The sequence below is a fragment of the Candidatus Proelusimicrobium volucris genome (genome assembly GCF_959605025.1).
GTDB classification, from domain to species: domain Bacteria; phylum Elusimicrobiota; class Elusimicrobia; order Elusimicrobiales; family Elusimicrobiaceae; genus Proelusimicrobium; species Proelusimicrobium volucris.
This window is the reverse complement of sequence record NZ_CAUHCY010000002.1, coordinates 244,489-257,125: the sequence shown is the minus strand read 5'-3', so window position 1 is coordinate 257,125 and position 12,637 is coordinate 244,489. Positions and strand designations below refer to the sequence as shown.

11 protein-coding genes are annotated in these 12,637 nt (G+C 44.8%); all 11 read right to left on the bottom strand.

What is annotated here, in order from left to right:
- Position 1 precedes the first annotated feature (1 nt).
- The 11 genes from ACQY3M_RS03265 to ACQY3M_RS03215 all read right to left on the bottom strand — a co-directional run bounded on the left by ACQY3M_RS03265 (position 2) and on the right by ACQY3M_RS03215 (position 12,561).
- Positions 2–1,306 carry a TolC family protein gene (locus ACQY3M_RS03265; RefSeq protein WP_428066038.1) on the bottom strand — a complete coding sequence of 435 codons (1,305 nt, stop codon included), beginning with the start codon at positions 1,304–1,306 and terminating at the stop codon, positions 2–4.
- Positions 1,296–1,745 (bottom strand): HAMP domain-containing protein, encoded by a 450-nt coding sequence (locus ACQY3M_RS03260; protein ID WP_428066037.1) that lies wholly within the window; start codon positions 1,743–1,745, stop codon positions 1,296–1,298. Before ACQY3M_RS03260 ends, ACQY3M_RS03265 begins: the two co-directional genes overlap by 11 nt.
- A 4-nt stretch (positions 1,746–1,749) precedes the next feature.
- Positions 1,750–2,448: a hypothetical protein gene (locus tag ACQY3M_RS03255; protein ID WP_428066036.1), complete on the bottom strand. Its 699-nt coding sequence runs from the start codon at positions 2,446–2,448 to the stop codon at positions 1,750–1,752.
- Positions 2,449–2,451: 3 nt separating this feature from the next.
- Positions 2,452–3,027 (bottom strand): hypothetical protein, encoded by a 576-nt coding sequence (locus ACQY3M_RS03250; protein WP_428066035.1) that lies wholly within the window; start codon positions 3,025–3,027, stop codon positions 2,452–2,454.
- Positions 3,024–3,542, bottom strand: coding sequence for a FumA C-terminus/TtdB family hydratase beta subunit (locus tag ACQY3M_RS03245; RefSeq protein ID WP_428066034.1), 519 nt, complete (start codon positions 3,540–3,542; stop codon positions 3,024–3,026). Before ACQY3M_RS03245 ends, ACQY3M_RS03250 begins: the two co-directional genes overlap by 4 nt.
- On the bottom strand, positions 3,539–4,372 hold the full coding sequence (locus tag ACQY3M_RS03240; RefSeq protein WP_428066033.1) for a fumarate hydratase: 834 nt from the start codon (positions 4,370–4,372) through the stop codon (positions 3,539–3,541). The genes ACQY3M_RS03245 and ACQY3M_RS03240 overlap by 4 nt, the downstream gene beginning before the upstream one ends.
- Positions 4,369–5,817 (bottom strand): NAD(P)-dependent malic enzyme, encoded by a 1,449-nt coding sequence (locus ACQY3M_RS03235; protein ID WP_428066032.1) that lies wholly within the window; start codon positions 5,815–5,817, stop codon positions 4,369–4,371. Before ACQY3M_RS03235 ends, ACQY3M_RS03240 begins: the two co-directional genes overlap by 4 nt.
- A gap of 37 nt (positions 5,818–5,854) precedes the next feature.
- Positions 5,855–7,906: a hypothetical protein gene (locus ACQY3M_RS03230; protein ID WP_428066031.1), complete on the bottom strand. Its 2,052-nt coding sequence runs from the start codon at positions 7,904–7,906 to the stop codon at positions 5,855–5,857.
- 51 nt (positions 7,907–7,957) lie between these two features.
- On the bottom strand, positions 7,958–9,964 hold the full coding sequence (locus tag ACQY3M_RS03225) for a hypothetical protein (RefSeq protein ID WP_428066030.1): 2,007 nt from the start codon (positions 9,962–9,964) through the stop codon (positions 7,958–7,960).
- A gap of 26 nt (positions 9,965–9,990) precedes the next feature.
- Positions 9,991–10,644 carry an ankyrin repeat domain-containing protein gene (locus tag ACQY3M_RS03220; protein ID WP_428066029.1) on the bottom strand — a complete coding sequence of 218 codons (654 nt, stop codon included), beginning with the start codon at positions 10,642–10,644 and terminating at the stop codon, positions 9,991–9,993.
- 129 nt (positions 10,645–10,773) lie between these two features.
- Positions 10,774–12,561 (bottom strand): hypothetical protein, encoded by a 1,788-nt coding sequence (locus tag ACQY3M_RS03215; RefSeq protein ID WP_428066028.1) that lies wholly within the window; start codon positions 12,559–12,561, stop codon positions 10,774–10,776.
- Positions 12,562–12,637 lie beyond the last annotated feature (76 nt).

The following is a 12,637-nucleotide window of genomic DNA, read 5'->3' as shown; positions in this document are numbered from 1 at the left end:
TCTATTCTCTTATGTCCTGCCCCACCGCCAGTTCCAGCTTGGCTATGGCAAGCATATGTTCTTTTATTCCTTCAAGATAATCCACGCCCGCTTCGTAATAGTAATTAAACACTTTTATGGCTTCTTCCTTGCTTAAAGTATTGTAATTTAGACTGCCAAGCTCTTTGTTAATGGCGTCCCACGTGTTGATGCGTACGGCGGTTTCTTCCTGCCAGAACATTAAATTATTATACGCTTCCAAAACTTCGGAACGAATGGAATCTTCTATCGCCGCGCGCTTGAGATTGCTTTGCCGCTGTTCCGCGCGTTTCTGCTTGAGCTGAGTGCCGTAATCGTACCCAAACGGCAGCTTCAATGCCAAAGTGGCTTGAATATTCTCGTCGTTGATATTATCCTCGCCTTGGCGATCGTAGCCTATCCCGAGCAATATATTGGGATAACGCCTGGCCAAAGATAATTTTACCGAGATATTATCCATCTCCAACTTATATAGGGCGCTTTTAAGCTCGGGGCGGAATTCCATAGCCCACAAGGTCGCTTTCGCCAAGTCCACGTTTATAGGATTAAAATCAAACTCCCCGCTTATTACCACTTTGCTGTTAAGCTCTTTATTTAATACATTTATCAATTTTAGATTGGCAGAAGACAATTCCTCTTTTAAAGCGTTTACTTTGCTTTTCATTTTCGCGCGCTCGGCTTGTATCAATACTCTTTCCCACTGTTTGTAACTTTTACCTTTCAAATACGATTCCACCCGTTCTACCATATCCTCAAGCAAGGCTTCCTTGCGTTGGAGGAAAAGCTGCTCAAAAAACGCTTCCTTAACTTGATAAATTACCGAGTATTTTACCGCCTCGTAGCGGCTCATCGCTTCCTTAAGGCCGGCTTTCGCCATTCCTACCGTGCTTGAAATTCGCCCGCCCGTATATAAATACTGCGTCGCGGAAACACCCAAACCATAAAAAAGAGTATCGGTGTCGTGATCTTTGGCCGGGGCGATATATCTAAGCCCCAAACTATCGGGCAGCACTATCGGCGAATCTAAATTATAACCCGTCGCCGCGGCGTTAAAGCTTATCTCCGGCAGATATAAGAACTTCGCTTCCTTTAAACGCTGCTCGGATATTACCACGTCTTGCTCGGTAAGCAAAAGTTCGTAATTGTTTTCCAAAGCCAAACGTATGGCGTTTTCCAAGGAAATAGGATCTTTCTCGTCAACCGAATATTTTATACGGTATTTCTGCGCGCCGGCAAAGCACGCAAAAGTCATTATCACGGCCAAAAGAGCCGCAGCCTTATTTCTCATTTTTAGATTCCCCTTCTTTCCGTTCCAAGCTGTCGAGCATAGCGTTAAATTCTTTTTCCAAACTTCTAAGGCCGTCGCCGTCACGCAGTTTCACCCGCACCTTATAGTTGCCTTTGGCCACTTCTTTGCATACGCTTTCAAACCTGTATATCGGCCCCGCTATTCTATTGGATAAAATAGCCGCAAGTATCGCTATCACCGCAAAAAATATCGCAAGTTTCATTAAGGATATCGGTATAAGTACGGAACTTTGCTCCATAAGCTCCAGCAACAATACGGGATGAGCCTTAAAAAAGGCCTGTATCATACTTACAAATTCATAAGTGCACATAACTACGCACAAAAGAGCAAGAAGCAATGACAAAAACACAAACTTCAACTGCATGTGCTTTTTGATAAAAATTATACTGCGTTTATACGGTTTCTTTATTCTTTCCATATTCCTATATGCTGCAGCTATATTTAAACTGCGCTATACGCTCCGCCTTATGATTGAAATTGCGAACCGCAAAATCCAGAGAAAAGTTCTCCGTTATGTATAACCTCAATCCGCCGTTTAAACGGGACTCTTTTATACCGTGTATATTATCCCACTCAAACATTAAATTGACTATGTCCTTTATATTGTAAGCCGCCGATACGTAACCTGCCAATTTGTCGAACTCAAAGCCGTCTACGGTTACGTTCAAGCCGGGGTTAAACAGCAGTCCCGGTATCAGTATTTCTTTGCTAAATGCCAAATACAGGCCTTTGGCCGGCTGTTCATATTCGTCCAAATCGTGGTTATACTTAAAACCCTGATTGTCAAAACCTATGGCCAAAGCGGGCAAATGCTCCCCGCCGTCGTATAAACGATATTTCAACTGAAGCGCGGGCACGAGCAGTTTTATATCCTCGTCGCTTTCCCCGACCAAATGCTCCGCCGTTAAGGAAGCGCCTATGCTTAAGCGGTTTATAACGGTAAAATCAAAATAGGCAAGTACGCCGCCGCCTGTAAAGATACGGGTTCTTACGCTTAAATCCCTAAGCGGAAGGACTTCGGCCGTGGGCGTATCTATCAAATAGGTATCGCTCTGCATAGCCCGCAGCGGCAAAAAGCAAAGTATCAAAGCCGAAACCGCAAAAAATATTCTCTTGAACATATCTTAATCTAAAAATATTCTGGGATCCCGCACGCCTTTAGGTTCCAATATCAGCCTTATATTATCCAAGAGGTATACCTCTTTGGTAGCCATAAAATCGTTGCGGTCATAGGGGAACTCCAACATTACTTTGCCTTTGCTGAGTTCGTCTAAATTATACACCACGCCCTTGCGCCACATATCCGTGCGGCTTTCGTCGTTCTTAGTTCTGGGGTTCCAATGGTTTACCAAAACAACCATTCCTTTCTTTAACTCGTAATCGTCGGCCGGCCTAGTCTTGATAATAATATTCTTTGTCTTTATGCGCTCGCCTTTTTTGGGGCCGTTCTTAAATTCGGCTTCATACCAGCCCTCATTGTCCGGGCCGGAAATCTTCTTTGCCAAAGCATAATAAGAGTAGAACTTATCTTCATACATAAAAGGCGCGAATACAGAATATCTAAGCTGGCTCTCATAGGCGGCCTTCTTGGAACGATTATATGGTTCTTCCTCATAGTTCGCGTCTTTCTTATTGCCGCTGCAGGCGCCGAAAAGAACCGCGCCGCATAATACAATCAAAAACAGTAGTGACTTCTTCATTTTATTCCTCCGTATATATTATCGCCTTTAAGATCTTGACACACTATCAGCGGAAAATCTTTTACTTCCAACCTAAAAACAGCCTCCGCTCCCAATTCCTTATACAATACAGCTTCACTTCTCAAAACGCTTTGGGCGCACAATGCGCCCAATCCCGCATAGGCAAGAAAATATATCGCCTTGCCTTTCATCGCGCGGTTTACCGCAGCGCTGCGTTCGCCTTTGCCTATAATACCAATTATACTTGTTTTTTTGACTATTGTAGGCGTATATTTATCCATACGAGCGCTTGTGGTAGGCCCGCAGCTGCCAATAGCCTTATTAGGGCGCGCGGGCGTAGGACCCATATAATATATTACGCTGCCTTTCAAAAAGTCCGGAATATCCCCTACGCCCAAAAGCAAAGCGTGAGCCTTATCCCTAAGAGAATAAATCGTTCCGTTTAACAAAACCTCTTCGCCGGCTTTCAAACTTTTCAGAGCCGCAATATCCGCAGGGAGAAAAATCCTCTTCATATCACGCCCCCCTTTATGCGGTGGCTGTGGCAGCAAATGTTTAGCGCTACGGGCAAACTTGCCATATGGCACGGCGCACTTTCCACATAAACGGCCAAAGCCGTAACTTTACCCCCAAGACCTTGCGCGCCTATCCCCAAGGAATTTACCTCTCTTAAAATATCTTCTTCAAGCAGGGCGTAACTCTTCTTTGAGTTGGCGCGGCTTCTAGTTAATGCCTTCTTGGCTAAAAAAGCGCATTGTTCAAAATCGCCCCCTATGCCTACCCCCAAAATATACGGCGGACACGCCTTGCCGCCGGCATCTTTCACGCTTTGCTTGATAAAAGAGATTATTTCTTCTTTCCCGTCTGCTGGTGTAAACATTTTTAACCGGCTTGCGTTTTCCGCGCCGCCGCCTTTTAACAAAACTTTTAGTTTAATTCTGTCGCCTTTGACTATGCTTAAATGCAAAATAGCCGGAGTATTGTCCCCGCTGTTCTTCCTGTCAAACAACGGGTTTGATACTATCGATTTGCGTAAATAGCCCTCTTTATATCCTTTCCTGACGCCCTCGTTTACGGCCTCGTTTATATTGCCTTCAATATGAACTTTCTCCCCTATTTCGGCAAAAATGACCGCGCTGCCCGTATCTTGGCACAAGGGATATTCTCCTTTTGAAGCTATTTTGGCGTTCTTTAAGATCAGCCTTATCAAATTGGCGGCACGGCCCTTCTCCTTATTGAGAGCGGCCCTCAATAATTTTATTTCGTTCTTGGGCAAATTATAAGCCGCCTCAATGCAAAGAGAGGCGACCATATCTCTTATCTCCGCGCTTTTTATTATTCTCATATTTCTTTAAGCGTTTCCCTCAACGCTTTTTTGATTATCGTCAGAGGCATTTTTTTAATATACCCTTTCCGCCATAAAGCATCGCTAAGGGCGCGCGCCGCTTTTATGTCGGTCTTGGCTTTTTTATAGGCTTCCTGCGGTGTTATCTCCAGCCCGGCTAGGCCTTCCTTTCGCGCCTGCTCCACAACGGCTTTTACCTGCATAGGATATAATTCCCCGTCATACATATCGGGCAATATTCTCTTGGGGTTAATCCCTTTGAGTTCCGCACATTTCGCTATCGCTTTTGCCGCGGCAAGCGCCATAGTATCGGTTATGCCGCGTGCCCTGCACAAAAGCACCGCTTTCAATATCCCCGGGAAACAAAGCGAATTGTTTACCTGATTTGGAAAATCACCCCGCCCGCTTGCCGCTATAAAAGCGCCCGCTTTCAAAGATTCCTCCGGCGATATCTCCGGCACGGGATTGGCACAGGCAAATACTATCGCCTTGGGTGCCATAAGTTTTATCCACTCGCTTTTTATCGTATCCGGCCCGGGCTTTGACAGCGCGATAACGACATCGGCATTTTTAAAAGCCGAATGCTCGTCTTTAATATTTGCGCCGTTCGTCCTTAAACATAAAGACCATTGTTTGTAGAAATCCGGATCGTTTTTCAGGTCCGTTCTTTTTTTAGTTAAGGCCCCGCTCTTATCAAATATTATGATATTGCCGCCGTCCGCGCCCATAGCCATAAGGAATTCCGCCACCGTACTGTTGGCGGCACCCGCCCCGTAAAGAACTATCTTGATATTATTTATTTTTTTGCGGGCAAGTTTTAAAGCGTTTATCAACGCGGCGCAAGTAACGCACGCCGTACCTTGCGCGTCATCATGCCATACGGGGATCGGGCAAGTCCTCCTTAACTCGTCAAGCACCTTATAGCAATTGGGCTGGCTTATGTCTTCCAAATTTATAGCACCGAAACTCGGCGCTATCATATTGGCGAAATCTACTATTTTGCCAAATACGGGCTTTCCTTTGCCGTCACGGCTGTTTATGCATATCGCGTCCGCGTCTATGCCGCCAAGATACTTCATAAGCATAGCCTTGCCTTCCATCACGCCAAGTCCGCCAGCCGCACCGCAATCGCCGTCACCCAAAACACGAGTGCCGTCACTTAACACCAAAGCTCTATTGCCGCGCGAACTTAAATCGTAAGATTTTGGCTCGTGATCTCTTATCGCCGTAGACACAGCCGATACACCCGGTGTATACCACACATTCATCCAACCCGAACTCATCGGGCCGGATTTAGGCAGAACCGTCAACTTGCCGCCGTAAAAGCTATGGGCCGCCAAAGCCAGCTTCTTAAAGAAAAGAGTTTTTGCCTTAAGCCGTTTATCGGCGTCTAAATCCTTAGGCAAAAACTCTTCTAAATTGCTCAAATCAAATTTAAATTCCATTTTTATTTTGTCTTGCTTTAGACTTTCCCTAAAAAGATTACTTTCTCTTTGTATTATTTCCGCCTCGCAAATTGTCGAATATCCTTCCGAAAAAGCCTTTCTCTTTTATCTCTTCTTTCTTTTCTTGAATGTCAGCTTTGGCCGCAGCCTCTTTACGGGCTTGTTCTTGAGCTTGGCTTCTGCCTTGAGGCTGAGGGATTATAGCCGCCTGTTGTTGACTGGTAACAGCAAGGATGCGCTCCCTTTCCGCGGGAAGATTATTTAATTTCTCTGAAAGGGATCTCAATCCGCTTTTGCTCTCCAAATCTCCTTCTTCTATAAGGACAGACTTGCCTAAATACGCCCTCGCTACGGCCGGAGATACCGTTATAACAATGCTGTTTTTATTGTTTGCCGCGGCGGCAAACTCTGAAATTCTTGTGCCTTTAAACAATTCTCCCAAACTTATTGAGTTTCTAGATCCTTCATAATAATCTTCTATACCTATTTGGCTTAACCCTTTGTCAGAAAGCGACATATAAGTAGGCGTTACCCTATACAAATTACCGTCATTGCCTTTCGTTAAGCCCAAGTCCACAACTATATTTTTCCCTTCAATGGCCGCTTCTATGGGCTGAGCACCCTCTAAAGGAGTAGAACAAAATGGTTCTATCTTATCAGGATTAGAAGCTGAAGACGGAGATAATATTCCCTTTCTTGAGTTAAAGGAAGCTATTTCCTCGGTAAAAGGCAACTGCGTATTTGCAGACCTATCCGAATTGGGGCCGTCTACACAGGTGTCGTGCAATACATAATCGTATTTTTGCTGGTCAAAAACCGTATCCTGCCCCAATGGAGGATTGTCCTGCCCAGGTTTCTTGCCGCCCTCTTGAGTTTGACCGCCATTTTGGGCGCCATCTTTTTCGCCCGCTTCGTCACCAGGCACGGTTTCCTCGTCCCCGCCGGCAACGGCTGAGCCCTCATTTCCTCCCGATTGGCCGTTATCATTTGGCAATCCTTCTAAATTCCCGCTCTGCGATGGCACACTTTCCTTATCATTGCCGCTTTGGTTTCCCCCCCCTTGTCCTTTAGATTCGTTTTCCTCTCTTTCGCGCCGTTCCTCTTTCATTATATCGGCCGCCGTAGAGATGCTGCCTTGCGTACGGGATAGCAAAGCTTCAAAACTATCGCCAAAGCCTCCGCCTAAATCTTCAAGACTGCCGACAGAGTTTCTACTATACGCGCTATAACTCCCACTGCCGTAATTCCCACCGCTGCGGCTTGAGCTGCGGCTCGCTATCCCGCTATATTTACTGTTGTTTTTCTTGGTACTAGCGGCGGCAAACATCATAGAGTCATTTAAGTCCGGCATACGATCATCGTAGCCGATATCCGCCGCTGCGGCTTGATCAAAAGCGCCGTAACTGCCGCCCTGATAACTTTCAGTATCTTCAGTTCCCGCGGAAGAAACTTCGCCGAGGGCTTTCGCCCTAGCCGCTTTGGGTACGGTTCTGTCGACTTTATTCATCACATTGCTATATACTTGCTGAGCCTTACTGCGGGTTTCATAAGATTCCACCGCCGAAGTTTCGTACAATCCTTTTACCGGGGCATTTTCGTGCACCGTCTGCTTCACGGTAGAGGGAACCCCGCTGAAATACTCTTTATCATATGCAACGGCATTGATATTGGCTCCGCCTTTGGAGTTTCCCGAGTCATAAGATGCCCTTTGCTCGGCGCCACCCTTTTCGGAATTTCCCGCGCTAAACAAAGCGGCCATGGCATAGTATAATTCCTCGTCGCCGTATTCATCGGTTTGCGCCGTTTTGTAAGAGGGTGTTTTTTCGTCGTTTCGGCCAAATAATGCTCGGCCATACATATTCTTAAATTTTTTTGCGTATCTGGTAAAGACATTGGCCTCTTCAGGCTCTGCTATATCTAGTATAGGAAGGCTTTCTTCCCCGTCATATAAACTGGGATTAAATTCGGTGGCGTCTTCAAACGGCTGTCTCTTTACAGGTTTGGCTTGCTCCTCATCAAAGACGGCAGGAAGAAGCAAAAATACCACAAACCCGCAAAGAATAATTTTTAATATTAAACCCTTTGACATAAATTTACCCTCTTTATAATTATATTAAACTCTCCTTGCTTAATATAATCACTATTTTCCCTTTTCCTTTTCGCTGGCTTCTTTCATAGCCTTTATAAACTCCTGCTTTAGCACTTCATCGGCCATTACTCTTTGCGTGACTACGTCTTTCAAAGCGGATATCACATATTCAACATCTTCCGGAGTACCGGAAGAGAGTCTGTCCGTTTCTATAACGGACACATTTTTTACCCCGGCTTTATTTAAAGTATCTTTGATTTTTTCGTCATTAACTATTACTATGTTGTTGCTACCGCTTTCATTAACGTTATTTAAAAAGACGTCCGCCGGCATTTCTCTAAACGAAGAAAGTTTATCATCGCCCAATATAAAGTCCGGCGCCATATTCGGAGCATATACGTACAGGAACGAGGCAGGCGAGGCTACCGCGACATTCCCCTCATTTTTCACCATTTTCCCCAAATAGAATACCACTTTGGGCATTTTCTTTTTTATTCCCTCATTTTTGCCAAACATTTGCAAATACTTGTTATTTTCGTTACGCATATCGTCCAAGGCATAATAACGCGCTTCCAATTCGGAGGTATCCAACTTTTCGCCGTTGGGATCGCTCATCGCGTAGAACATATTGGAAAGGCCCGTTCTGTTTAAAAAGACTTCCGAAAAGCTGGTAAGCGCAGGCTGGCCGGAAGAATCGATATCCATATACGGCACTCTAGGATATCCGATATACATTGTAGGATCGGGAGTATTGTTAATAAAAACCTCATCAGGTATCATTGAAGGAGAAAACACCCTAAGAAGGCCATCCTCAGATCTTAAGGAGTCCAATTGTTGGGACCATTTAGACATGATCTCTTTTATTTGTTCTTCACTAGTACCGCGCGCTATATAGGGCATTTGAATTTCGGTAAAATGGAATTTGCCCTCAACTCCGTATTTACTTAAAAAATCTTCCAAAGATTTCGTCTTGGCATTAGTCCTAGCCAATCTAAGGGAAACCCTAGGGGCATTTAAATATTCAGTGCCGGGGATTTCGTTGGGTGATTCTCTTAACTGAGAGCTTATCAGCAAACTTACCGGCGCACGGTTAGAATTGGCTATAAGCTCTTGGGAAAGACTTTGCCCGTCGGTACTTTCTTGCTCATTCTCTTCTTCAGCCGCAGTTTCTTCTTTATCTCCAAAATGCTCTTTTAACCTATCAGATACGTTATCGTATATGGAGTCTATATTGTCAAATGACGAATATCCGCTCCGCTTTGAGGCGGATCCGGAAGAGCTGGCTCCGCCGGAGGAAGAGGGAGCGGAATCTTTTCTGGAAATTATCCTAGCGCCGCGGTAATAATCGCCGCCGGCCCTTTTGCTTGAAGCGTACAAATTGTTGTCCATTCTTGTATCCAGGGTTTCCGGTGACATATATTGAACCGACAAACTGCCATCGGGATTACGCACATAAGCTGCCCTAAGCCCTTCTTTGGCAGCCTTCTCTTTATGGAATTTGCTTAAAGCTCTCTCTATCTCACGTTTATCTTTTGCAGACGGATAGGCCCCGTTTTTATAAAACTTGCCGTTTATCGAATAGCCGTCTTTTGAAGGTTTAAGAACAAGGCCCTTGGCGGTAGTTACGGTGCCGTTTTCCAAAGAGACACTTTCCCCTTTGGCATAAGCCGCCCGAATAGAACCAACCGCCTCGGCAGAAAGCGCGGAGGTATCCCCGCCCGCAGAGGTGTCTGCTCCGCCTTCAGAGTTGGAGAAAAGGCCGCCGAAAGCATCTTTCATATACCTCAAATCGTCTTCGGAGTAAGAGTCGCTTTTGGCAAAAGACTTCCCAGCGGGAACACCTTTTTTCTTAAAGCCGTAAAACTCCGCAAGCTTCTTTACGTATTTGGTTAAAGGATTTTCGGAACTGACTACCGGCAAAAGACCTTCCCCGTCTATTGAAACTCCGCTTCCGCTTTTACCCGGCACTTCTTCCTGAAAAACAAACGGAACCGCCAAAAATATCGCCACGGCGGCAAAAATCCATATAATTATATTCCCTGTTTTTTTATGCGCCATAGCCGCCTCCTCTTCCAGTCCTTCAATTAAATGCTGTCGTCAAAATTTATCATCTTTAGAAAACCGGCAAAGATATCGTCGTAATTTTCGTTCTTAAGGTCTAAAATATCCCGTTTATATTCAATATCAAGTTTGTATCTGTAAGAACTCCAAGCCTCTCTTACAAGTTCCTTTACCTCTGAATTATCCGTCCCTTCGGCTATATCCTTAGCGTCTTCGCCATACTGGTTGGACAAACGGGGGTTTGCACCTTTCTTTAACAGATAAGCAACCATATCCGCATTGCCGTTCTTTATCGCGTACATAAGCTGGGTATAATCTTTATAATCTCTATAATGACCGTCACTGCCTTTTTTCATCGGCCAGCTTTCATAGCCTACACCCTTGACGTCTATAAGATATTTTAAAGAACCTAAGTGGTTATATTTTGCCGCTATCAAGCTGAGAGAATGCAAGTATTCGTCACCCTCGACATTGGATATATAATTGGGCCCGCATACTTTCGTCAAATCGCAGCAGCCTATAACGGCTTTGCTGTAATTGCCAAATCTTTTAATTACGTCACCCAATTCATATTCCACGCCGTTTATTTTGCAGTACATATGCAAATCGGCATGCGCCGGCAAAGCGCCAAGAGCCAATATCGAAAATGCCAAAACAAACAAAAACTTTTTCTTCATATCCGCTTACTCCGTAAATTTAATGTCAAAGCTATAAAAAACACTGCTTCTATTATTAAAATTTATTAAATAACCTTCTATAAAACAAGGGTTTTTAGGCCCAAAAATACCTGGGTCTTAAGGCCCAAATCACTTTTTTAAGGAGCGCGCTATATCTTGTTTCTTTGCCTCGTGATCGGCTTTTTTGCCTTCTTCTATATCCTTAATGGCGTTTGATGTTTGATCGTAAAAATTCTTTAAATTGCCCGGCGTTACTATATATTTGTCAAATATGGCGACTTTATAACCGTCTTTCCTCAAATTCTCCGCCAACGGACGCTCAGGCACAACCACCAACACCCTGTTTTTGTCTATACGGTTCAAATCTACTTCGCCGCCTTCGTCAACTTTTCGGACTTTATTATTAAGCAAATTGGAAGTCACTTTGTAATAATAACTGTCTTCAGGCATAACTTGTATGGTGAAAGGCCCTTTTTGCCCGTTTATCATAACCAAAGGAGTAACGGCGCCGTTTGTCGTGCTTTCTATATCGCCGCGGACCTTGTTGTAATAGATATCGTTCTCTTCCCATTCCTTAAAGCTGACAGCGTCGCTGCCCAATAAGACATCTCTGTTCGCTTCAAAAAATTCTTTACCGGGGCCGTTGTCTATATTGTTAGGCAATATCCACGGGTCGCTTACTCTCCCCCGGGAAGATTTACCGATAAAAGAGGAATCCCCCAAAAGCTCGCGCGTCATCGCTTTGCGAGTCTCGGAATTTTCCGGGATAATTCCCAAAGAGTTTTCATATCCGGCTTCTATATTCAACAAAAGGACATTCCCATCATCCTGCGGCGTTTGCGAGTCAAAATCGGATTCAAAACCCGATGTGTCTGCGAAACCGAATTCGTCCGTTTCTCCGCCGCCGCTCATGTCAATTGTTATACCCTCGTCTTCTTTTTGTATCGCTACGCCTACGGCATTTTCGCTCACGAAAGGCTTGGTATTCTGAAGTTTGTACACCTTGGAAGGCCTGTTATCTCTGTCATCTGTATTATCGCTTTTGGCCCCGCCTCCGCTTTTGGCGACTAAATTTTGCTGTAACTCGCCAAAGCTTTCCCCTGAACCAAAATCAAAACCGCTTAAGTCAAAACCCGAGCTTATGCCCCGTGAGCCGCCCTGAGATCCGCTGGAGGACTCTTCTCCCACGTCTGTAACTTTTCCTTGATTAAACCCACTTATTTTGCCGCCCCTTCGCCCTTTATATGCAGATATGTCGCCACCGGCCCTGCCGCCGGAAACACTACCATATCTTACGGGAGATCCCTCCCCCACGGAACGTATACTCCCCCCAGACATATTCACTGATAAGTTGTTGCCCGTTTCATAATTGAACGACGGCTTTACTATCCTGCCGCCCTTGGCTATAAAGTCCTTAAGCGGTATCGGACCGCCTTTGGCTATCACATATTTATTGCCATAGGGATCTGGCATTATCTGATATACTTTTCCGTCAAGTTCGGCCATATCCGGCAAAGAACGCGGATTTGCGTTATATCGTCCGGCAGTTCCTTCAGACTGAGATCTCTGCGTGCGCACGGAATCGGCAGACATTCTTTCGTTTGAAGCCCCGGCTTGGGCCGCGCCTTCCGCAGAATTTGCATTCAGGGAAGAAAGCTCTCCTTTTTTATCCGCGGATTTATCTTCGGAAAAGGATTTAGAAAGCACTGCTTTCTTTTTCTTCTTTAGATGATAAAAAGATGAGACTCTGTCTATTATTCGGGTAAAAATCTCCGGTTTTTCTTCCTCTATCGTATATTCGCCGACAGGCTCAGACACGAACTCTTCCTCCTGCATCGGCACAAAGAAAGGCAAAACCAAAAACACTGCCACTATTATAATAAAAGCGTAAATGCTGTCAACGGCATAGGATTTCATATAAATGTCCCTCCGCGGTCTATTTATTCATTATTAACAATTTTTATTCCTTTTGCAATCCGTTTATTTAATTCCG